Below are 20,881 nucleotides of genomic sequence, written 5' to 3' on the forward strand. Positions count from 1 at the left end.
GCGCGTCCCCCTGGAGTTTCCGTGACCCTCACCTCCCCTCACCTCGGCAGCCCGTCCACGTGGACCGACGCGCGGCTGCTGTACGCGCTGGAGGAAGTGGTCGAGAAGGAGCTGAACCGGCATCTGACGGTCGCCAAGGACTGGATGCCGCACGAGTACGTGCCCTGGAGCGACGGCCGCAACTTCCCCGGTCTCTTCGAGGACGGCGAGGCCTGGGACAAGGAGCAGTCCAAGGTCACGGATGTCGGCCGGATCGCCCTGGTGGTCAACCTGCTGACCGAGGACAACCTCCCGAGCTACCACCACGAGATCGCCACCCTGTTCGGCCGGGACGGCGCCTGGGGCACGTGGGTGCACCGCTGGACGGCCGAGGAGGGCCGGCACGGCATCGTGATGCGCGACTACCTGCTCGCCTCGCGCGCGGTCGACCCGGACAAGCTGGAGCAGTTCCGGATGGCGCACATGAGCGAGGGCTTCGAGTCCGACAACCGGCACTCGATGCTGCACTCGGTCGCGTATGTCGCCTTCCAGGAGCTCGCCACCCGTATCTCGCACCGCAACACCGGGCACCAGTCCGGCGATCCGGTCTGCGACCGCATGCTGGGGCGCATCGCGACGGACGAGAACCTGCACATGGTCTTCTACCGCAACCTGCTCAAGGCTGCCTTCGAGATCGCGCCCGACCTGACCATGCAGGCGGTGCGGGACGTGGTGGTCAACTTCCGCATGCCCGGCCACGGCATCCCCGGCTTCGAGCGGGCGGCGGCGCAGATGGCCATCGGCGGGGTCTACAACCTGCGCATCCACCACGACGACGTGCTCCAGCCGGTGCTGCGCTTCCTGAAGGTCCTGGAGATCGACGGCCTCGGCCCGGAGGGCCTGCAGGCGCAGGAGGAGCTGGGCCTGTTCATGGGCGGGCTGAACGACGAGGCGACGAAGTTCGACGAGCGGCTCGCCGCGCGGCGGGCGCGGTTGGCGGCGCGGGCCGGCGCCTGATCAGCCGTTCGCGCACGGGGCGGACCGCCCGGTCCGCCCGAGGGCCTGCCGTTCCTTCTCGGAGAGGCCGCCCCAGACGCCGAAGCGTTCGTCGTTCGCGAGGGCGTACTCCAGGCAGGCCGAGCGCATCTCGCACATCCCGCAGATGCGCTTCGCCTCACGCACCGAGCTGCCCGGCTCGGGAAAGAAGAAGTCGGCCCCGGTCTGCGCGCACAGGGCCCGGTCCTGCCAGGCGATGCCGGCCGGGGTGGTCGTCTCGAAGTGCATGAACGGGATCGTGCCGGTCGACGCGAAACATTCGATCAACACCGACTCAACGCGCCCCCCACGGCCACTCGCCGCCCCGATGATGGCCTCACGACCACCCGCAGCGCACGGCGGCGCGCGGATCGCCCCGAAAAGCACGAGGCGACTCCCCTCGTGACGGAAACGACGACCACCGTGCCAACCACCGCAACCGCGGCGGACCGACCACCGAGGCCAGGTGACCGCCGTCATCGGGGTGACGGCAGCGGCCGGGTGAAAGCCACCAAACGGGGCCGACCACCGAGGCCAGGCGACCGCCGTCAGCAACGCGACCGCAGCCGGCGGGTGAACGTCTCGGCGGAGGGCGACCGCCGCTGCCGGGCGACCACCGCCAGCGAGTCCACCGCCGCGGCCCGGGTGAACGCCGCCACCGGGCCGGTCACCGCGACCAAGTGACCGCCGTCAGCGGAGCGACCGCGGCGGGTGGTCGAGCAGCATGACCAGGGCGGCGGCGCCGGGGGCGTCGTGTTGCGGCGGCGGTTGTCGGTGGGCGGTGACAGACTCGGCAGTGCAGACAACCGGGCACCTTCGAAGGAGGGCATGGATGCTCACCACCCGTTTCGTCAACGGCGCTCCGAACTGGATCGACGTCGGCACCCCCGACATCGACGGCGCCGGCTCCTTCTACGGCGCTCTCTTCGGCTGGCGGTTCCAGTCGGCCGGGCCGCAGGCCGGTGGCTACGGCTTCTTCCAGCTCGGCGGCAGGACGGTGGCCGGCGGGATGCAGACCACGCCGGAGCAGGGGCCGCCCTCCTGGACCGTGTACTTCCAGAGCGCCGACGCGGCGGCGACCGCCAAGGCCGCCGAGGAGGCGCACGGCACCGTGCTGGTCCAGCCCATGGATGTGATGGGCGAGGGGCACATGGCGGTCCTCGCCGACAAGGCGGGCGTGCCGTTCGGCCTCTGGCAGCCGGGGCGGATCAAGGGCGTGGACATGGCCGGCGAGGCGGGCTCGCTGTGCTGGGTCGAGCTGTACACGGCGGACATCGCCGCGGCGGCCGCGTTCTACCACAAGGTGCTGGGTCTGGAGACCTCCGCGGTGCCCTTCCCCGGCGGCACCTACACGTGTGTGAACCCCGCCGAGGGCGGCGAGGACGCCATGTTCGGCGGCATCGTGGCCCTCGCCGACGACCCGACCGAGGCGAAGACGGGCGCGTACTGGCTGCCGTACTTCGAGGTCCCGGACACGGACGCGACGGTGGCCAGGGCCGAGGAGCTGGGCGGCACGGTCCGGGTGCCCGCCACCGACGTGACGGGCGTCGGCCGTATCGCCAGGCTCGCCGACCCCTACGGCGCCCGCTTCGCGGTGATCAGGAGCACCCCACCGCAGACGTGAGCCGCCCCGGCGGCCCGGCGGGGCTCACGCGGACGCGCGACGTACGAGTGTCGTCGGCAGGATGACGCTGCGCGGCGCGCCGCCCACCCCGGCCTCGGCGCCCTGTCCGTCGAGGCCGCGCAGCAGGAGGCGGGCCATCAGCCGGCCCATCTCCTCGATGTCCTGACGCACGGTCGTCAGCGGCGGCTCGGTCTGCTCGGCCACGGGCAGCATGTCGTCGAAGCCGACCACGGCGACGTCGTCGGGAACCCGCAGCCCGCGCTCGCGCAGCACGCGCAGGGCACCGGAGGCGGTGAGGTCGTTCGCGGCGAACACCGCGTCCAGGTCGGGGCAGCGGTCGAGGAGTTCGCGCATGGCGCGCTCGCCGCCGGCCGGGGTGAAGTCGCTCTCCACGATCAGCCGGGGGTCGGCGTCGACCATCACGTCCCGGAATCCGTCGAGCCGGTCCACCGCCGAGGTCTGGTCGAGGGCGCCGGTGATGTGCCCGATCCTGGTCCGGCCGAGGCCGACCAGATGCCGTACGGCCTCCCGCGCCCCGCCCCGGTTGTCGCTGTCGACGTAGACGACCGCGGGGTTCCCGGCCGTCCGCGCGGAGTCCGCGGCGCCGGGGCCCGTGTCGTCGCTCCAGCCGGGCCGCCCGCCGAACACGGTCGGCACCCCGGCGCGCCGGATCAGCCCCGGCAGCGGGTCGTCGAGGTGCAGCGAGAACACGAGGGCGCCGTCGACGTGACCGCCGGCGAGGTAGCGCCCGACCCTGGCGTGGTCGTCGCGCCCCTCCGTCAGCAGCAGGACGAGCTGCGAGTCGTGGGCCGTCAGCTCCTTGCTGATGCCCCGCAGCTGCAGCGCGAAGAAGGGGTCGGCGAAGACCCTGGTCTCCGGTTCGGCGACGACGACGGCGACGGCGTCGTGGCGCTTGGTCACCAGGCTGCGGGCGGCCTGGTTCGGCACGTACCCGAGTTCCTCCACGGCCCGCCGCACGCGCTCGGCCAGTGGCTCCCTCACCCCGTCGCCGCCGTTCACCACCCGGGACACGGTGGCCCGCGACACCCCCGCCCGCGCGGCCACGGCCTCCAACGTGGGACGCGACGCTGTCTTGGTCACTTCTGCGCTCCTCACCGGCGGTTGCGGATCAGGATAGCCGCGCCCGGGCCCCGCCGTGAGAGCGCTCTCGACCCGAACCCCGCCTCCCACCAGGAGTGTCCGTGCACTCAGCCGGCGCACTCAGCCCGCGCACTCGGCCGGCGCACTCAGCCCGCGCACTCGGCCGGCGCACTCAGCCCGCGCACTCGGCCGGCGCACTCGGCCGGCGGACTCAGCCGGTGGCCGGGCCCTCCTTCTTCGCCCGGCTCGGCTGGACGCGCTTCGGCTCGCCCGGCATCTTCGGGTACTCGGGCGGGTAGGGCAGATCGCCGAGGCCGTGGTCGCGTTCGTCCTGGGCGGCGAGTTCCAGCAGCGCTTCCAGGGAGAAGGCGTGGTCGTCCATGTCGGCGTGCACGTCGCCGACTTCGGCGAACCGGGACGGCATGGTGGCCACGTCGAAGTCCTGGGGCCGGACGGCGCCGACCTCCTCCCAGCGCAGGGGCGCCGAGACGGGGGCGTGGGGGCGGGGGCGCACGGAGTAGGCGGCGGCGATGGTGCGGTCGCGGGCCGTCTGGTTGTAGTCCAGGAAGATGCGGGCGCCGCGCTCCTCCTTCCACCACTTGATCGTCACCTGCTCGGGCATCCGGCGTTCCATCTCCCGGCCCACGGCGATCGCGGCACGCCGTACCTGGGTGAAGGTCCAGCGCGGCTGGATCGGCACGAACACGTGCAGCCCGCGGCCGCCGGAGGTCTTGGGCCAGCCGCGCAGGCCCCCGAACTCCTCCAGCACGGAACGCAGTTCGTGGGCGGCGCGCACGGCGTCGGCGAAGTCGGTGCCGGGCTGGGGGTCGAGGTCGATGCGCAGTTCGTCGGGGTGGTCGACGTCGTCCCGGCGTACCGGCCAGGGGTGGAAGGTGAGCGTGCCGTACTGGGCGGCCCACACCACGGCGGCCTCCTCGGTGGGGCACATCTCGTCGGCGCTGCGGCCGCTGGGGAAGGTGATGTGGGCGGTGGGGATCCACGCGGGCATGCCCTTGGGCGCCCGCTTCTGGAAGAACCACTCGCCGGTGATGCCGTCCGGGTAGCGCTCCAGGGTGGTGGGGCGGTCGCGCAGGGCGCGCAGGATACCGGGGGCGACGGCCTGGTAGTACCGGGCGATGTCCAGCTTGGTGAACCCCCGCTCGGGAAAGAACACCTTGCCCGGGCTGGACAGCCGTACGGTCCGCCCGCCCACCTCCAGCTCCACCACATCGCCCATGCGAGCCACGGTAGGGGCAGCGCGCGGACCTCGCACACCGGGTGAGCACGCGCGCGGGCGCACGGAATCGAGCGCAGAATCTAGGCATGGACCTGCCGGTGATGCCCCCCGTGAAGCCCATGCTCGCCAAGTCGGTGGCGAGGATCCCGCCGGACATGCAGTACGAGGCGAAGTGGGACGGGTTCCGGGCGATCGTGTTCCGCGACGGCGCCGAGGTCGAGCTCGGCAGCCGTACGGGAAAGCCGCTGACCAGGTACTTTCCCGAGCTGGTGGAGGCGCTCAAGGAACGGCTGCCCGAGCGGTGCGTGCTGGACGGGGAGATCGTGATCGCGCGGGAGGGCCGGCTGGACTTCGACGCGCTGACCGAGCGGATCCACCCGGCCGACTCCAGGGTGCGGATGCTGGCCGAGCGGACCCCGTCCTCCTTCGTGGCCTTCGACCTGCTCGCCCTGGACGGCGAGTCCCTGCTGGACGTGCCGCTGTCCGACCGCCGCGCGCTGCTGGTCCGGGCGCTGGCGGGGGTCACCGCCCCGGTGCACGTGGCACCCGCCACGACCGACATCGAGGTGGCCCGGCGCTGGTTCGAGCAGTACGAGGGGGCCGGCCTGGACGGTGTCGTCGCCAAGCCGCCGGGGCTGCGCTATCGCCAGGACGAGCGGGCCATGTTCAAGGTCAAGCACGAGCGCACGGCGGACGTGGTCGTCGCCGGGTACCGCCACCACAAGAGCGGCCCCGTCGTCGGCTCGCTGCTGCTCGGCCTGTACGACGACCGGGGCACCCTGCAACACGTGGGCGTGTCCGCCGCGTTCCCGATGAAGCGGCGCGCCGAGCTGATCGAGGAGCTGGCGCCGCAGCGGATGGACGACGTCGCCGGGCACCCGTGGGCGGCCTGGTCGGACGAGACGGCCCACGAGGCGGCCCGGCTGCCCGGCGCGCCCAGCCGCTGGTCGGGGAAGAAGGACCTGTCCTGGGTGCCGCTGCGGCCGGAGCGGGTGGCCGAGGTGGCCTACGACCACATGGAGAACGGGGCGCGGTTCCGGCACACGGCCCGCTTCCGCCGCTGGCGCCCGGACCGCGCGCCGGAGAGCTGCACCTACGCCCAGCTGGAGGAGCCGGTCCGCTACGACCTGGCGGAGGTCTTCGGCTCCCGCCCCTGAGCCCGCCGGCCCCGAGCCCGTGCGCGGCGATCCGTGCGCGGGCCGCCCACGCTCTCGGCCGCACGACGACCTTGACGGACTCACGGCTGCATGACGACCTTGACGGCCCCTTCCTGCTTGCGCTGGAACATCTCGTACGCGTGCGGGGCGTCCGACAGCGGCAGCCGGTGCGTGGCGAAGTCGTCGACGCCGAGCGGGTCCTCGTCCGTCAGGTAGGGCATGATCTCGTCGGTCCAGCGGCGGACGTTGGCCTGGCCCATGCGCATCTGGATCTGCTTGTCGAAGAGCGTGATCATCGGCATGGGGTCGGCCGTGCCGCCGTAGACGCCGCTCAGGGAGAGCGTGCCGCCGCGGCGCACCAGTTCGATGGCGGCGTGCAGGGCGGCGAGCCGGTCCACGCTGAAGCGTTCCGCGAGCGGTCCGCCCAGCGCATGCGGCAGCACCGTCGCGGCCTGCTGGACGAGACGGGCGGCCGCGCTGCCGTGCGCCTCGGTACCGACCGCGTCGATCACGGCGTCGGGCCCGCGTCCCTCCGTCTCGTCGCGGATCGCCGCGACCAGTTCCTTCTCGTGGTCGAAGCCGCGCAGGTCGTACGTCTCCACGCCGCGCCGGCGCGCCCTGACCAGCCGTTCCGGGACCAGGTCCACGCCGAACACCCGCTCGGCGCCGCGTGCCTTGGCGATCCGGCACGCCATGTCGCCGATGGGGCCGAGACCGAGTACGGCCACGCTCCCGCCGCGCGGCACGTCGGCGTAGGCGACCGCCTGCCAGGCGGTCGGCAGCACGTCCGAGAGGTAGAGGAACCGGTCGTCGGGCGGGCCCTCGGGGAGCTTGATCGGTCCGAACTGGGCCTGCGGGACGCGCAGGTACTCGGCCTGGGCGCCCGGCACGGCGCCGTACAGGCGGGTGTAGCCGAACAGGGCGGCGCCCATGCCCTCGCTGGTGACCTGGGTGGTCTCGCACTGGGTCGTCAGGCCCGCGGAGCACATGAAGCAGTGGCCGCAGGAGATCTGGAACGGCACGACCACCCGGTCGCCGGGCTTCAGGTTCGGCACCCCGGCGCCGACCTCCTCCACGATGCCCATGGGCTCGTGGCCGAGGATGTCGCCCGGTGTCATGAACGGCGTGAGCACCTCGTAGAGGTGCAGATCGGAGCCGCACAGGCCGGTCGAGGTGATCCGGATGACGGCGTCCGTCGGCTCCTGGATCTTCGGGTCGGGGACCTCGTCCACCCGAACGTCGCGCTTGCCCTGCCACGTCACTGCCTTCATCGCGGCGCGCTCCCTCCGTCGTTCTGCCTCTCCTGTGCCGCGCCCGGGTACCCGGGGCCCACCCCGCCGAACCGCCGGCCGGCTCAATGGGCCGATCGGCGGCCTGGTCCCGCTCGATCAGAACCGGGCGGGTATGGCCACCGATGAGCGGATAAACACACAGTCAGAAGACAGAGGTGCGGAGACGGGGGCTGAACGGTGGACTTGGGACGAAGCGTGCGCGTGCGGTGCGCCGCCTCTGCGGTGGCGCTGCTGGCCGCCCTGGCGACGGCCACCCTGGCGGCGGGCTGCACGGCGCGGCACGGCACCGTCGACGACGGGCAGGACGGAAAGGGAGAGACCCCCAGGCCGGTGCAGGTGCTGCCGCAGACCCCGGCACCGAGTCCGGAGCACGCGGGCCCCGTCCTCGCCGTCAAGATCGACAACGTGGGAGCGGCCCGCCCCCAGACCGGTCTGGACGCCGCCGACATCGTGTATGCGGAGCAGGTCGAGGGCGGGCTGAGCCGGCTGATGGCGGTCTACGCCACCCGGCTGCCCCCGGTCGTCGGGCCGGTGCGCAGCGCGCGCGAGTCCGACCTCGAACTGCTGCGCCAGTTCGACCGTCCCACGCTCGCCTTCTCCGGCGCCCAGAAGAAACTCCTGCCGCTGATCGAGGCCGCCCCGCTGACCCCCGGAACACCCGACAACAAGCCCGACGCGTACTTCCGGGGCACCGCCAAGCCGGCCCCGCACAACCTCTACCTGCGCCCCGACAAGCTCCTCGGCTCGGCTCCGGGAGCGGACGCGCTGACCACCGGCTTCCACTACGGCCCGGCACCCGCGGGCGGCCGCGCCGAGACCTCGCGCACGGTCCGCTACCCGGCGGCCCGCTTCACCTTCACCTGGTCCGCGGGGCGGCACGGCTGGAAGGTGGCGATGGACGGCCGCCGGACCGTCACGACCGACGGGCGGCAGGTGGTGCCCGCGACGGTCGTGGTGCAGCACATGAAGGTGCGCACGTCGGATCTGCACGACGCGCTCGGCAACTACACCCCTTACACCGAGACCGTCGGTTCGGGGAAGGCGGAGGTGCTGCGCGACGGGCGGGTGTACGACGCCACCTGGAAGCGCCCGAGCGCGGCCGGCGGCACGCGGTTCACGGCCGCCGACGGCACGGACGTGAACTTCGCCCGGGGCCAGGTCTGGGTGGTCTTCACCCCGGCCCGGTGACGTGCGGGCGGTGAACGGCGACGGCGGCGGACGCGGTCAGGACCGCGCGGCGAGCGGTTCCACCGGATGGCGCAGCCCCTCGGCCGCGTCCGCGACCCGCCGGATGAGGTCGAAGAAGAGGGCCTGCTCGTCGGCGCTGAGCGGCCCCAGGAAGACCTGGTTCATCCGGGCCGTCCGCACGGTGAGCTTTCGGTGGGTGCGCTCCCCCTCCCCGGTGAGCCGCAGCAGGAAGCGGCGGCCGTCCTGCGGGTCACGCACCTTGTCGAGCAGCCCGCGGCGGCCGAGGCGGCTGATCACCTCGGCGATGGTGGACCGGTCGAGGCCCACCCGCTCCCCCACCGTGCGCTGATCGAGCCCCGGCTCGGCGACGAGCACGTTCAGGACCGCGAACTGCGGCGAGGTGATCTCCTCGGAGACCATCGTGTTCCACAGCAGGTAGTGCGCCTGCTGCAGCCGCCGGGCCAGATGCCCGGGGTGGGTCGAGAGGTCCACCGCGCCCATGTGCGCTCCTCGCGTCGGTCCGTCGTGCCGTCTATGGCCTTCTGTAGGTGCACTGAACGATACCGCCGACGGGCCACCCGTCCACCACGGGTTCTCCGTCACCTCGACCATCCTGCTGATGCTGGTCAGAACGGTATTGACTGCGCACGCCCCGAGTGGCAGCGTGAGGGGATCCACAAAATAGTCAGTGCCCTGACTATCTGCGGTTGCTGGATGCTCGGCAGAGATGAGGCTTGATTCGATGGACAAGGTGGTCGCCACAGCCGTGGAGGCGGTGGCCGACGTATCGGACGGCGCGTCGCTCGCGGTGGGCGGTTTCGGGCTGAGCGGTGTGCCGAACGTGCTCATCCAGGCGCTGTACGAGCGCGGGGTGGGCGGGCTGTCGGTGGTGTCGAACAACTGCGGTGCGATGGAGTCGGGTCTGGCGGTCCTGCTGGCGGCGGGACGGATCGCGCGGGTGACGGGCTCCTACATCGGTGCCAACAAGGAGTTCGCGCGGCAGTATCTGGCCGGTGAGCTGGAGGTGGAGATGATCCCGCAGGGCACGCTGGCCGAGCGGCTGCGGGCCGGCGGGGCCGGGATCCCCGCCTTCTACACCCCGGCGGGTGTGGGCACCCAGGTCGCGGAGGGGGGTCTGCCGTGGCGGTACGACGGCGAGGGCGGCGTGGCCCTGGCGTCGCCGCCGAAGGAGGTCCGCGAGTTCGACGGCACCCAGTACGTGCTGGAACGCGGGATCCGTACCGACTTCGCGCTGGTGCGTGCGGCGAAGGGCGACCGGCACGGGAACCTGGTGTTCAACAAGTCCTCCCGGAACTTCAACCCGCTGGCCGCCATGGCGGGCCGGGTGACCGTCGCGGAGGTCGAGGAACTCGTCGAGCCGGGTGAGATCGATCCGGACGCGGTGCACCTGCCGGGCATCTTCGTCCAGCGCGTGGTGGCGCTGACCGAGGAGCAGGGGGCGGAAAAGAAGATCGAACAGCGCACGATTTCGGCGCCTTCGGCCCGAGGAACGGTGAGCAGCTGATGGCCTGGAGCCGTGAGGAGATGGCGGCCCGTGCCGCGCGGGAACTGCGGGACGGCCAGTACGTCAACCTGGGCATCGGTCTGCCCACGCTGATCCCGAACTACCTGCCCGACGGCGTGGAGGTGATCCTGGAGTCGGAGAACGGCATCCTGGGCACCGGCCCCTACCCCACCGAGGACCAGGTCGACCCCGACCTGATCAACGCGGGCAAGGAGACCGTCACGGTCCTGCCCGGCGCCTCGTTCTTCGACTCGGCGCTGTCGTTCTCGATGATCCGCGGCGGGCACATCGACGTCGCCGTGCTGGGCGCCATGCAGGTCTCCGCCGGCGGCGACCTGGCCAACTGGGCCATCCCGGGCAAGATGATCACCGGGATCGGCGGGGCGATGGACCTCGTCCACGGCGCCCGCACGGTCATCGTGGTGATGACCCACACCGCCAAGGACGGCTCCCCGAAGATCCTCGAACAGTGCGCGCTGCCCCTGACCGGCAAGGCGTGCGTCAACCGGATCATCACCGACCTCGCCGTCCTGGACGTCACCGACGACGGACTCGTCCTGGTCGAGACCGCCCCCGGCGTCGACGTCGACGAGGTCGTCGCCCGGACCGACGCCAAGCTGACCGTCGCAAAGGATCTGCTGTGAAGACCGTCTACCTCGTCGACGCGGTACGCACCCCGATCGGCCGCTACAACGGGGCCCTGGCGAGCGTCCGCCCGGACGACCTCGCCGCCCACGCGATCCGTGAACTCATGGCTCGTACCCCCGGCCTGGACCCGGTCCGGATCGACGACGTCTACTTCGGCAACGCCAACGGCGCGGGCGAGGAGAACCGCAACGTCGCCCGCATGGCCGGCCTGCTGGCCGGGCTGCCGACCTCCGTGCCCGGCGTGACCGTCAACCGGCTGTGCGCCTCCGGCCTGGAGGCGGTGATCCAGGCCGCCCGCGCCATCGCGCTGGGCGACGCCTCCGTCGCCGTGGCCGGCGGTGTGGAGTCCATGACCCGCGCCCCCTACGTACTGCCCAAGCCGGACCGGGCGTTCCCGGCCGGACACGCCGAGATGTACTCGACCACCCTGGGCTGGCGCATGGTCAACCCCAGGATGGAACCGCAGTGGACCGTCCCGCTCGGCGAGTCGGCCGAACTCATCGCCGAGAAACACAAGATCAGCCGAGAGCAGCAGGACGAGTTCGCGCTCGCCTCCCACCAGAAGGCGGCCAGGGCACAGGCCGAGGGCCTGTTCGACCCCGAGCTGGCCCCCGTGCCGGTCCCCCGCCGCAAGGGCGACCCGGTCGTCCTCGCCGCCGACGAGTCCGTACGCCCGGACACGTCCCTGGCGGCGATGGCCAAGCTCAAGCCGTCGTTCCGCACCGAGAACGGCACGGTGACCGCGGGCAACGCCTCCCCTCTGAACGACGGCGCCGCCGCCTTGCTGCTCACCGACGAAGAGGGTCTGAAGGCCACCGGCCGTGAACCCCTGGCCCGGATCTCCGCCGGCGGCGTGAGCGCCACCGACCCGCACTACTTCGGCCTCGCCCCCGTCGAAGCCGTCAACCGCGCGCTGGCCAAGGCCGGCCGGACCATCGCCGACCTCGACACCCTCGAACTCAACGAGGCGTTCGCGGCCCAGGTCCTCGGATGCGTCGCGGAGTGGCCCGAGTTCGACCCCGACATCCTCAACCCCCAGGGCGGGGCCATCGCCCTGGGCCACCCGCTCGGCGCCTCCGGCGCCCGTCTCGCCGGAACCGTCGCCCACCAACTCGCCCGCAAGGGCAGGGGAGTCGGCGTCGCCACCCTCTGCATCGGCGTCGGCCAGGGCCTCGCCCTCGTCCTCGAACGCTAGGAAACCCCATGGCTCTCACTCAGCACGACATCGACCAGGAGATCGCGGCCGAGCACGCCGCGTACCAGAAGCGTGTCGCCGACGGCGCGCCGGTCGAGCACCAGCCGCGCCGCGACTACGCGCCGTACCGCTCCTCGGTGCTGCGCCACCCCAAGCAGCCGCTGGTCGCCATCGACGCCGCCAAGGACCCGGAACTGGTCGAGCTGTCCTCGCCCGCGTTCGGCGAGCGGGACATCACCGGGATCGACAACGACCTCACCCGCCAGCACACGGGGGAGCCGATCGGCGAGCGGATCACCGTCTCCGGGCGGCTGCTCGACCGCGACGGGCGGCCCGTGCGCGGCCAGCTCGTCGAGATCTGGCAGGCCAACTCCGCGGGCCGCTACGCCCACCAGCGCGAGCAGCACGACGCGCCGCTGGACCCCAACTTCACCGGCGTCGGCCGCACGCTGACCGACACGGACGGCTTCTACCGGTTCACCACGATCCAGCCGGGCCCGTACCCGTGGCGCAACCACGTCAACGCCTGGCGTCCGGCCCACATCCACTTCTCGGTCTTCGGCACGGCGTTCACGCAGCGGCTCGTGACACAGATGTACTTCCCGAACGACCCGCTGTTCCCGTACGACCCGATCCTCCAGTCCGTGACGGACGACGCGGCCCGGCAGCGGCTGGTCGCCACCTACGACCACAGCCTGTCGGTGCCGGAGTTCTCGCTCGGCTACCACTGGGACATCGTGCTGGACGGCCCGCACGCCACCTGGATCGAAGAAGGACGCTGACCTGCCATGACGAAGATCGACACGAGCAGCCCCGAGAACGTGCTGCCCACTCCGTCGCACACGGTGGGCCCCTTCTACGGCTACGCGCTCCCCTTCCGCGGCGGCGAGGAGATCGCGCCCCTGGGGCACCCGGACACGGTCACCGTGCACGGATACGTGTACGACGGCGAGGGGCGGCCCCTGCCGGACGCCCTGGTGGAGGTGTGGGGGCCCGACCCGGACGGCAACCTGCCGGCCGTGGACGGCTCGATGCGGCGCGACCCGGCCTCCGGCGACCACCTCGGCCGCAACGGAGTGGAGTTCACCGGCTTCGGCCGCATCCAGACCGACGTCGACGGCCACTGGTACGCGCGGACACTGCGGCCCGGCGCGCGCGGACGGAACGCCCCCTACCTCAGCGTGTGCGTGTTCGCCCGCGGGCTGCTCGTGCACCTGTTCACCCGGATCTACCTGCCCGGTGACGAGGCCGCGCTGGCCGCCGACCCGCTGCTCGCCCAGGTGGACGAGGAGCGGCGCGGCACGCTGATCGCCGCGCGGGAGGACAGTGGGGCATACCGTTTCGACATCCGCCTTCAGGGCGAGGGCGAGACGGTCTTCCTGGAGTTCCGGTGACACCACCTGCCACTGATCCCGCCGCCGTCGGTCTCGACGTCGGTCTGCTCGGTCCTGGCTGGGCCGGCTCCCCCGCCGCGTCCGCGACGAGCGACTCCGCCTATCTGCGGGCCCTGCTCGACGCGGAGGCGGCGCTCACCCGGGCCCAGGCCGCGCTGGGCCTCGTCCCGGGCCGGGCGGCCGAGGCGGTGACCCGAGCGGCCGATCCGGGCCGCTTCGACGTGCGGGCGCTCGCGGAGCGCGCCCGCGACGGCGGAAACCCGGTCATCCCGCTGGTCGCCGACCTCACCGAGGCCGTGGGCGAGGAGTACGGCCCCTGCGTCCACCGGGGCGCGACCAGCCAGGACATCATGGACACGGCGACGATGCTGGTCGCCGTGCGCACCCTGGACCTGGTCCTCGCCGACCTGGCCCGCACCGAGCAGGCGCTGGCCCGGACGGCCACCGAGCACCGCGACACGGCGATGCCGGGCCGGACGCTGACACAGCACGCCGTGCCGACGACGTTCGGCCTGAAGGCGGCCGGGTGGCGGTCGCTGGTGCTGGACGCCCGGGACCGCCTGACCCGGGTGCGGGATTCCCTGCCCGTCCAACTCGGCGGCGCGGCGGGGACCTTGGCGGCCTTCGCCGCGTACGGCGCCGAGGACCCGACCGCGCTCGTCACCGCGTACGCCCGTGAACTGGGCCTGTGCGAGCCGTTGTTGCCTTGGCACACTCTGCGCACCCCGGTCGCCGACCTCGCGGGGTGCCTCGCCTTCACCGCCGGGGCGCTGGGCAAGATCGCCGTGGACGTGCTGGGCCTGACCCGCACGGAGACCGCCGAACTCGCCGAGGGCAGTGGCGGCGGTTCCTCCGCCATGCCGCACAAGGCGAACCCCGTGCGGTCCACGCTGATCGCGGCCGCCGCCCGGCGCGCGCCGCACCTCGCGGCCACCCTCTACGGGTCGCTGGCGGCGCGGGACGAACGGCCGCCCGGCGCCTGGCACGCCGAGTGGGAGCCGCTGCGGGAGCTGCTGCGGCTCGTCGGCGGCGCGGCCCGCGACGCCGCGGAGCTGACCGAGGGGCTGCGGGTGGACGCGGAGGCGATGCGCGCCCATCTCGGGCTGACCCACGGGCTGATCGTCTCCGAGCGGCTGTCGGCCGAGCTGGCCCCGCTGCTCGGCCGCGCCCGGGCGAAGGAGCTGCTCACCGAACTCGCCCGGCGCATTTACACCGAGAACCGGAACCTCAGCGAACTCCTGTCAGAACAGCCCGAGTTGAAGGACGTGGATCTGGGCGAGCTCACCGACCCGGCCTGTTACACCGGCTCCGCCGGAACTCTCACCGACCGTGCCCTGGAGCGACGTTGACCCTGCACCACCTTCTCGAAGGCCCCGCCTCCGCTCCCCCGCTGCTGCTCGGGCCGTCCCTCGGCACGTCGTACGCGCTGTGGGACAAGGTCGCGCCCGAGCTGGCGATCTCCCACCGGGTGGTCCGCTGGGACCTGCCCGGGCACGGGGGTTCGCCGGCCGGGCTGATCGGTCCCGGCGCCACCGTCGGCGACCTCGCCGGCCTGGTGCTGGCGCTCGCCGACTCGCTCGGCATCGAACGGTTCGCGTACGCCGGGGTGTCGCTGGGCGGTGCGGTGGGTCTGCACCTCGCCGTGCACCACCCCGAACGTGTCGACTCGCTCGCCGTGCTCTGCTCCTCGGCCCACTTCAACGGCGCCAAGGCGTGGCAGGAGCGGGCCGAGCGGGTCCGGCGGGACGGGCTGGACTGGCTGGCCGAGAGCGCCGACGCCCGGTGGTTCGCCGGTGACTTCACCGTGCCGGAGCTGGTCCGGGACCACCGGGAGGCCGACCCGGAGGCGTACGCCGCCTGCTGCGACGCGCTGGCCGCCTTCGACCTGACCGACCTGCTGCCTCGGATCGGCGCGCGCACACTGCTCGTCGCGGGCCGCGAGGACCCGGCCACCCCGCCCGCGCATCTGCGGCAGATCGCCGACGCGGTGCCCGGCTCGGCGCTGGTGGAGATCCCCGGCGCCTCGCACCTGGCGCCCGCGCAGTGTCCCGAGGCGGTCCTGGCGGCGCTGCGCACCCACCTCGACGGTGCTCCCCGGCGGGGCATGGAGGTGCGCCGCGAGGTGCTCGGCGACGCGCACGTCGACCGGGCGCAGGCCCGGCAGACCCCGTTCACGGCCCGCTTCCAGGACTTCATCTCCCGCTACGCCTGGGGCGAGATCTGGACCGACCCGACGCTGAGCCGCCGCGAGCGCAGCCTGATCACCCTGACGGCGCTGGTCGCGCACGGCCACTACGACGAACTGGCCATGCACGTACGAGCGGCCCGCCGCAACGGGCTCACCCCCGAGGAGATCGGCGCGGCGCTGCTCCAGAGCGCCGTGTACTGCGGCGTCCCGGCGGCGAACTCGGCGTTCGCGGTGGCCCAGCGGGTGCTGGCGGAGGAATCCGGGGAGGGGTGACGAGGCGTGACCCGGCGGGCCGCGGCAGCGTCGGCGGGCCGCCCCGCCGTCCGCCGAAGCCGGCGCGGACATCGGCGGCAGCGGGCCGGCTCCCGAGTGCCGGCTCCCGGGTGTGAGCCGGCGCCCGTCCGGCGCATCGAGTCGCGGGTCGGCGACAGTCACCGTCGGCTCGGGTGCGCGAGGTCCGGTGCGTGCGCCCGCAGGACGCGGACGGGCGTACCCGACCCCGCGCACGCGGCATGGTCCGCCGGACGGGCACTACGACGGGGCCTGGCCCGGTCCGTGTTCCGACTCCAGCAGTCGCGCCGCCTGCTCCGCCAGGCCGTCCGCTCCGCACGAGCGCGCCAGTGCCAGGCCCCGGCCCAGCTCGGCGGCCGAGCGCGAGACGATGCCGAACTCGACGCGGGCGGCGGCGTGTTCGTACTGGCAGGGGGAGGCCTCCAGATAGGTGACGGCCTGGGCTGCCAGCCGGACCGCGCGCCGGCCGGTCTCCAGGGCCGCGGCGCAGCGCAGTGCCTCTCCTATGGCGGTGTCGGTGCCGAACCGCTCGGCCTGGCGGCGGAGGTCGGCGACGAGCCGGCCGGCCCGCTCGGGGTCCTCGGTGGCGAGCGCTCGGGCCAGGTCGGCCGCCCAGGGCACCGTCACCGGGTTCTGGTGGCCGCGTGCGGCCGCCGCCTTCTCGGCCGCCTCCAGTTCGTTGACGGCGTCCTCGGTGCGGCCGAGGGCCAGCAGCAGCCGGCCGCGCACGCTGTGCGGATCGGGCAGCACGATGGTGGACGGGTAGGGCGGGGCGAAGGCGTGCTGCTCGGCGACCTCCCAGGCCCGCTCGACATGGCCGCGGGCGAGCAGGGTGTCGACGAGGTTGCAGGTCGCGGTCCAGTACAGGGGCAGTCCGCGGCCGATGCGCTCGGCCAGGCGCAGCGACGCGCGCAGGGCCTCCTCCGCCTCCCGCAGCCGGCCTCGCCTGCGGTGCCCGAGGCCGACGTAGGCGTGGGCGAGGGCGAGGTGGCCGCCGCTCCAGCCGGCGGTCTCGTAGGCACGCAGAGCCTCGGTGTAGAGGGTTTCGGCCCGGTCGAGGCGGTCGCAGTAGGCGTAGGCGCTGGCGAGCATCAGCAGCAGTTCGATGCCCCACTCGGTGTCGGTCCAGCCGAGTCCGGGGGCGAGGCGGCCGTTGACGAGGGCCCGGTCGCACATCTCGACGACCTCCTCGGCGCTCTCGCCGCGGGTCATGGCGTCGAAGCCGCGCAGGATCAGCAGGGCGCGCTCGGAGTTGTCGCGTCCGGTGCAGCCGGCGGCGAGTCCGGCGAGCCGCTCGGAGCGGTCCGGGGAGCTGGTACCGCCGGTGTACAGGCCCTCCCACATGTACTGGACGGCCTGCAACCGCATGCGGGTGGGTCCCGGTTCGTGGCGGGCGGCCTCCGCCTCGACCGTGCGGACGGCCTCCTCCAGCTGGTCGTTGTGGAGCAGGGCCTGGGACAGCCGCCACACGGCGTCCACGCGGGTGGCACCGTCGAGGCCGGGCATGGCGAGCGCCCGCTGGAGGTGCTCGATGGTGGTGGCGGGCGCGGTCAGCAGGGTGGCGCAGCCCAGCTCGTGGAGCACGCGCGCGTGCGTCGTGGGGGTCGGCGGCTCCAGCAGGGCCCGTTCCAGGCACTGGCGGGCCGCGTCGGACGCGCCGACGGCGAGGTGCTCGCGGGCCGCCTGGCGCAGCTGCTCGACGAGTTCCTGGTCGTCGTCCGGGTGTACCTGGAGCAGGTGTCGGGAGGCCGCGGCGGCGCCGAACCCGGAGTCGGCGACCACCTGGGCGGCGATGCCGTGCATGGCGGTGCGCAGGGCGTCCGGGATGGAGTTGTAGACGGCGGTGGCGATCAGCGGGTGTACGAACTCCAGGTCCCCGCCGCCCCGGGTGGTCGCCGGGTCCGGCTCGGTGAGGATGCGGGCGCGGCGCAGCAGTTCGGCGCAGCGCTCGGCGTCGTCGGGGTACATGGTGGCCAGCCGGGCGACGAGCTCCACGGAGATGCCGGTGCCCAGGACGGCGGCGGCCCAGGCGAACCGGGTGGCGTCGATGCCGAGTTCCTCCAGGCGGGCGACGAGGCCGCCGCCGCGGGCCGAGCGGTTCAGGGCGCGCAGTTCTGCGGCCTGGGCCTCGACCGGTTCGAGTTCGCTGTCGCGCACCTTGGCGAGCAGCTCGACGGTCTCGTACGGGTTGCCGCCGGTGACCGCCCAGACCTCGCGGCAGAACGGGGCGTCGGCGTGCGGGCCGAGGGCGGTGCGGGTGAGTCCGGCGGTCGCCTCGGGGGTCAGGGCGCTCAGGGTGTGTACACCGGCGGCGGCGACGGCCGCGTCCAGGCACCGGGCGCCCTCGCCGCCGAACTCGCCGGGCCGGCGGGTCACCACGAGCAGTACGGGCAGGTCCTTCAGGCGCTCGGCGAACGCGGCGAGCCAGCGCAGCGTCTCCACGTCGGCCCAGTGGGCGTCGTCGATCAGCAGCACCAGCGGCCACTCGCGCTCGGCCAGCCGGCGCACGGCGGCGACCAGTCCGTCGCACACGCCCTGCGGGTCGGCCTGCCCGTCCCGGGGTTCCGCGATGCCGAGGGCGGGGCCGGCGATGTGGTACCAGTCGCCGAGGTATTCGCGGGCCTCCTCGGGCATCAGCGACAGGAGCGCGGGCTGGAGCAGCTGCCGCACCACGTTGAAGGGGACGGAGCGCAGGGTCTCCCCGCCGCGCGCCGACCACACCGCGCAGCCGTGGTCACCGGCGATACGGCGGATCTCGGTCAGCAGGGCGGTCTTGCCGAGACCGGCCTCCCCCTCCAGGACCAGCAGCCCTCCCGAGGACGCGCGGTCGGCGCACAGGACGTCGATCGCGCGTACGACGGCGGCGAGTTCCTCGTCACGCTCCCACAGCGAGCCCGAGGCGGCCGTGCCCGGCCGTACCTCCGTCATCCCGCTACCTCCCCAAGTCGCCCGACGGCATGCAGACTTCGAGCGTAGCCCCCGAGCGGCCGATGCGGCGGCCCGTCCCGACACCTGTTGCCTCGACGGGTGACCTGCGGTAAAGACTGCCGCGCCGGGAGCCGGACCGGGGTCCTCTCATCGGGCTTTCACCGACGCCTCATACGGTAGGCACATGACGCAGGTGACTCCTCCCGGGTGGTACCCCGACCCCGGGCAGACAAGTGACGGCCCCGCCACCGAGCGCTGGTGGGACGGCAGGGCATGGACGGACCAGACCCGTCCCGTCGGATCGGCCGCCGTGTGGGGTCCCCCGGGGCAGCAGACGGCCCCCGGGCCGTACCCGGCCCAGCAGGGGTATCCGGGGTACCCGGGCTATCCGGCGTACCCCGGACATCCAGGCCGGCCGCCCGCCTCCGGGCGCCGCGGCCTGCGTATCGGTATCGCCGTCGCGGTGGCGGCCGCGGTGCTGGCGAGCATCGGCGTCGGCGTGTACGCGCTGGCCAACGACGTCAGCGGCAAGGACAGCCGTGCCGGGTCGTCCCGGCAGGGCCCGGACGACCGGGGCGGCACGGGCGAGGAACGCGGCCCCTTCGGCGGCCCGGACGGGGGCTCGGGCGACTCCGGTGGGTCCGGCGGGTCCGGTGGCGGGCCGTCCGAGGCGCCGAAGATCAAGAGCGGCTCGGTGACCGACGCGGTCAGCGGCATCAGCCTGCCCGTGCCCGACGGCTGGTACGGCCAGGAGTTGGGGGTGGGCGCCCAGGTCACGTCGAACGATTCCTACAAGTGCCCCGGCGACACCTCCAAGGACTGCACCAAGGGCGGCGCCTACTCGGCTCCCGCGCTCGCACTGGGCGTCCGTGGGAGCACGCCCGAGCAGGTCGCCAAGGCCGACATATCGGCGAACGCCGAGGACTCCTACGGAGGCGAGGCCTACGGCGGCATCACATCCCACCAGGTGCTGGCCTCCAAGGCGGTGACCGTGGCCGGGCAGAAGGGCTACCTGGTCCGCTGGAAGGCCGTCACCCGCAAGGGCGCGGACGGGTACGTGGAGTCGCTGGCCTTCCCCTCGCCCCACGACTCCCGGCAGCTCGTCGTCGTCCGCTTCGGCCTCGACGTCGGGGAGCCGCAGTCCGTGATCGACGACATCACCCGGGGCATCGAGCCCTCCTCGGGCGGTGGCAACGGCCAGAGCGTCTGAGCCGACGCCGGAGCCGGCGTCCGAGTCGTACCCGGATCCGAAGTGACCGGGCGGGGCACCTCTCCGCTCCAGAGGTACCCCGCCCGGCCGGGGGTGTGCGCCGCCCCCGTCCCCACGGTGCGGCGCGGACAGGTCACCGCCCGGTCATCCCGGGGACGGTGGCCTGAGTCGTGAACCGAGGCCCAGTGCGGGCAGCACCGCGGCCTCCAGGAACCGGACCACGTAGTCCGGGTCGGCGTACTCCCCCTCCAGCACGGGCCGGATGCGCAGGACGCCGAACAGCTGCGCGGGCACGAACTCCAGTGCCGGATTGTCCGCGCGGACCTCGCCGCGCTCCACCCCGAGCCGCAGGATCTCCCGCAGCGCGGCGATCTCCGGCTCGACCAGCGTCTCGCGCAGCGCCCGCTTCAGCTCGGGGTCCAGCGTGATCGCGTGCCCGAGCGCCTGGAGGAGGCGGGTGTCCCGGCCCGACCACTCGCCCGTGGCCAGTGCGACCCGCCGCAGGTCCTCGGCGAGCGAGCCGGTGTCGATGCCGGCGAAGCGGCAGCGGCCGCTGGACCGCAGGGCGGCCGCCACGAACTGCGGCTTGGTCCGCCACTGCCGGTAGAGCGTGGACTTGCTGCACCGGGTGCTGGCGGCGACTCCCTCCATGGTGACGGCGTCGTAGCCGTGCTCGCGGATCTGTTCGAGCACGGCGTCGAAGAACTCCTGCTCACGCTCCGGCGTGAGCTTGGAGCGGCGCGGGGCGACAACCGTCTCCGGCTCGTCCGCGGCCTGCGATGTCATCGCTGCGCTCCTCACTCGTGTCCCGGGAGTTCAGGCCCGGACTCCGGGCCGCTCTCCAGTGTGGCGAAGGTCCATCGATACGACAGTGTACCGGTACGCGTGC

At 73.2% G+C, this 20,881-nt stretch carries 19 protein-coding genes; 12 read left to right on the forward strand and 7 right to left on the reverse strand.

What is annotated here, in order from left to right:
* Positions 1-21: 21 nt before the first annotated feature.
* Entirely contained in the window at positions 22-996 is a 975-nt protein-coding gene (locus tag TNCT6_RS03185) for an acyl-ACP desaturase (RefSeq protein WP_141356351.1), read from the forward strand.
* Here TNCT6_RS03185 and TNCT6_RS03190 read toward each other — a convergent pair whose 3' ends face one another.
* Complete coding sequence (locus TNCT6_RS03190) at positions 997-1,263, reverse strand: WhiB family transcriptional regulator (protein ID WP_172632786.1); 267 nt, start codon at positions 1,261-1,263, stop codon at positions 997-999.
* A gap of 583 nt (positions 1,264-1,846) precedes the next feature.
* Between TNCT6_RS03190 and TNCT6_RS03195 the strand changes: the two genes are divergently transcribed.
* A complete protein-coding gene (locus TNCT6_RS03195) occupies positions 1,847-2,638 on the forward strand; it encodes a VOC family protein (RefSeq protein WP_141356353.1) in 792 nt (263 codons plus the stop codon).
* Between the two features lie 24 nt (positions 2,639-2,662).
* Here the strand turns inward: TNCT6_RS03195 and TNCT6_RS03200 are convergent, their stop codons facing one another.
* The gene (locus tag TNCT6_RS03200) at positions 2,663-3,739 is read right to left on the reverse strand and encodes a LacI family DNA-binding transcriptional regulator (protein WP_141356355.1); all 1,077 of its coding nucleotides are present in this window, start codon (positions 3,737-3,739) and stop codon (positions 2,663-2,665) included.
* Between the two features lie 211 nt (positions 3,740-3,950).
* Entirely contained in the window at positions 3,951-4,976 is a 1,026-nt protein-coding gene (ligD, locus tag TNCT6_RS03205) for a non-homologous end-joining DNA ligase (protein ID WP_141356357.1), read from the reverse strand.
* An 86-nt stretch (positions 4,977-5,062) separates the two neighbouring features.
* On the opposite strand from ligD, the gene TNCT6_RS03210 reads away from it, so the two are divergent.
* Positions 5,063-6,133 (forward strand): ATP-dependent DNA ligase, encoded by a 1,071-nt coding sequence (locus TNCT6_RS03210; protein ID WP_141356359.1) that lies wholly within the window; start codon positions 5,063-5,065, stop codon positions 6,131-6,133.
* An 80-nt stretch (positions 6,134-6,213) separates the two neighbouring features.
* Here the strand turns inward: TNCT6_RS03210 and TNCT6_RS03215 are convergent, their stop codons facing one another.
* Positions 6,214-7,404: a zinc-dependent alcohol dehydrogenase gene (locus TNCT6_RS03215; RefSeq protein ID WP_141356361.1), complete on the reverse strand. Its 1,191-nt coding sequence runs from the start codon at positions 7,402-7,404 to the stop codon at positions 6,214-6,216.
* A 204-nt stretch (positions 7,405-7,608) separates the two neighbouring features.
* On the opposite strand from TNCT6_RS03215, the gene TNCT6_RS03220 reads away from it, so the two are divergent.
* Positions 7,609-8,613: a DUF3048 domain-containing protein gene (locus tag TNCT6_RS03220; RefSeq protein ID WP_253266376.1), complete on the forward strand. Its 1,005-nt coding sequence runs from the start codon at positions 7,609-7,611 to the stop codon at positions 8,611-8,613.
* A 36-nt stretch (positions 8,614-8,649) separates the two neighbouring features.
* Here the strand turns inward: TNCT6_RS03220 and TNCT6_RS03225 are convergent, their stop codons facing one another.
* Positions 8,650-9,114 (reverse strand): MarR family winged helix-turn-helix transcriptional regulator, encoded by a 465-nt coding sequence (locus tag TNCT6_RS03225; protein WP_141356363.1) that lies wholly within the window; start codon positions 9,112-9,114, stop codon positions 8,650-8,652.
* A 241-nt stretch (positions 9,115-9,355) separates the two neighbouring features.
* On the opposite strand from TNCT6_RS03225, the gene TNCT6_RS03230 reads away from it, so the two are divergent.
* From TNCT6_RS03230 to pcaD, 7 genes are read left to right on the forward strand one after another with little or no spacing between them, the layout of a single operon-like run.
* Complete coding sequence (locus tag TNCT6_RS03230; RefSeq protein ID WP_141366020.1) at positions 9,356-10,138, forward strand: CoA transferase subunit A; 783 nt, start codon at positions 9,356-9,358, stop codon at positions 10,136-10,138.
* The gene (locus TNCT6_RS03235) at positions 10,138-10,782 is read left to right on the forward strand and encodes a CoA transferase subunit B (RefSeq protein WP_141356365.1); all 645 of its coding nucleotides are present in this window, start codon (positions 10,138-10,140) and stop codon (positions 10,780-10,782) included. The genes TNCT6_RS03230 and TNCT6_RS03235 overlap by 1 nt, the downstream gene beginning before the upstream one ends.
* Positions 10,779-11,981 (forward strand): thiolase family protein, encoded by a 1,203-nt coding sequence (locus TNCT6_RS03240; RefSeq protein WP_141356367.1) that lies wholly within the window; start codon positions 10,779-10,781, stop codon positions 11,979-11,981. The genes TNCT6_RS03235 and TNCT6_RS03240 overlap by 4 nt, the downstream gene beginning before the upstream one ends.
* A gap of 8 nt (positions 11,982-11,989) precedes the next feature.
* Positions 11,990-12,763 (forward strand): protocatechuate 3,4-dioxygenase subunit beta, encoded by a 774-nt coding sequence (pcaH, locus tag TNCT6_RS03245; protein WP_141356369.1) that lies wholly within the window; start codon positions 11,990-11,992, stop codon positions 12,761-12,763.
* Between the two features lie 6 nt (positions 12,764-12,769).
* Positions 12,770-13,375, forward strand: a complete 606-nt coding sequence (gene pcaG / locus TNCT6_RS03250) for a protocatechuate 3,4-dioxygenase subunit alpha (protein ID WP_141356371.1) — start codon at positions 12,770-12,772, stop codon at positions 13,373-13,375.
* Positions 13,372-14,724: a 3-carboxy-cis,cis-muconate cycloisomerase gene (gene pcaB, locus TNCT6_RS03255; RefSeq protein WP_141356373.1), complete on the forward strand. Its 1,353-nt coding sequence runs from the start codon at positions 13,372-13,374 to the stop codon at positions 14,722-14,724. The genes pcaG and pcaB overlap by 4 nt, the downstream gene beginning before the upstream one ends.
* Entirely contained in the window at positions 14,721-15,836 is a 1,116-nt protein-coding gene (gene pcaD / locus TNCT6_RS03260; protein WP_141356375.1) for a 3-oxoadipate enol-lactonase, read from the forward strand. Before pcaB ends, pcaD begins: the two co-directional genes overlap by 4 nt.
* Before the next feature lie 258 nt (positions 15,837-16,094).
* Here the strand turns inward: pcaD and TNCT6_RS03265 are convergent, their stop codons facing one another.
* Positions 16,095-18,782, reverse strand: coding sequence for an AAA family ATPase (locus TNCT6_RS03265; RefSeq protein WP_141356377.1), 2,688 nt, complete (start codon positions 18,780-18,782; stop codon positions 16,095-16,097).
* Between the two features lie 184 nt (positions 18,783-18,966).
* On the opposite strand from TNCT6_RS03265, the gene TNCT6_RS03270 reads away from it, so the two are divergent.
* Positions 18,967-19,992 (forward strand): DUF2510 domain-containing protein, encoded by a 1,026-nt coding sequence (locus TNCT6_RS03270; protein WP_141356379.1) that lies wholly within the window; start codon positions 18,967-18,969, stop codon positions 19,990-19,992.
* 144 nt (positions 19,993-20,136) lie between these two features.
* Here TNCT6_RS03270 and TNCT6_RS03275 read toward each other — a convergent pair whose 3' ends face one another.
* Positions 20,137-20,778: a TetR/AcrR family transcriptional regulator gene (locus TNCT6_RS03275; protein WP_141356381.1), complete on the reverse strand. Its 642-nt coding sequence runs from the start codon at positions 20,776-20,778 to the stop codon at positions 20,137-20,139.
* Positions 20,779-20,881 lie beyond the last annotated feature (103 nt).

It is taken from the genome of Streptomyces sp. 6-11-2, from assembly GCF_006540305.1.
In the GTDB taxonomy this organism is placed as follows: domain Bacteria; phylum Actinomycetota; class Actinomycetes; order Streptomycetales; family Streptomycetaceae; genus Streptomyces.

What these genes read in the sequence shown, in the direction of transcription:
- TNCT6_RS03190 (WP_172632786.1), bottom strand. Translation starts at nt 1,263, where the DNA reads ATGCACTTCGAGACGACCACCCCGGCCGGCATCGCCTGGCAGGACCGG.
- TNCT6_RS03195 (WP_141356353.1), top strand. Translation starts at nt 1,847, where the DNA reads ATGCTCACCACCCGTTTCGTCAACGGCGCTCCGAACTGGATCGACGTC.
- ligD (WP_141356357.1), bottom strand. Translation starts at nt 4,976, where the DNA reads ATGGGCGATGTGGTGGAGCTGGAGGTGGGCGGGCGGACCGTACGGCTG.
- TNCT6_RS03210 (WP_141356359.1), top strand. Translation starts at nt 5,063, where the DNA reads ATGGACCTGCCGGTGATGCCCCCCGTGAAGCCCATGCTCGCCAAGTCG.
- TNCT6_RS03215 (WP_141356361.1), bottom strand. Translation starts at nt 7,404, where the DNA reads ATGAAGGCAGTGACGTGGCAGGGCAAGCGCGACGTTCGGGTGGACGAG.
- TNCT6_RS03225 (WP_141356363.1), bottom strand. Translation starts at nt 9,114, where the DNA reads ATGGGCGCGGTGGACCTCTCGACCCACCCCGGGCATCTGGCCCGGCGG.
- TNCT6_RS03230 (WP_141366020.1), top strand. Translation starts at nt 9,356, where the DNA reads ATGGACAAGGTGGTCGCCACAGCCGTGGAGGCGGTGGCCGACGTATCG.
- TNCT6_RS03235 (WP_141356365.1), top strand. Translation starts at nt 10,138, where the DNA reads ATGGCCTGGAGCCGTGAGGAGATGGCGGCCCGTGCCGCGCGGGAACTG.
- pcaH (WP_141356369.1), top strand. Translation starts at nt 11,990, where the DNA reads ATGGCTCTCACTCAGCACGACATCGACCAGGAGATCGCGGCCGAGCAC.
- pcaG (WP_141356371.1), top strand. Translation starts at nt 12,770, where the DNA reads ATGACGAAGATCGACACGAGCAGCCCCGAGAACGTGCTGCCCACTCCG.
- TNCT6_RS03265 (WP_141356377.1), bottom strand. Translation starts at nt 18,782, where the DNA reads ATGACGGAGGTACGGCCGGGCACGGCCGCCTCGGGCTCGCTGTGGGAG.
- TNCT6_RS03270 (WP_141356379.1), top strand. Translation starts at nt 18,967, where the DNA reads ATGACGCAGGTGACTCCTCCCGGGTGGTACCCCGACCCCGGGCAGACA.
- TNCT6_RS03275 (WP_141356381.1), bottom strand. Translation starts at nt 20,778, where the DNA reads ATGACATCGCAGGCCGCGGACGAGCCGGAGACGGTTGTCGCCCCGCGC.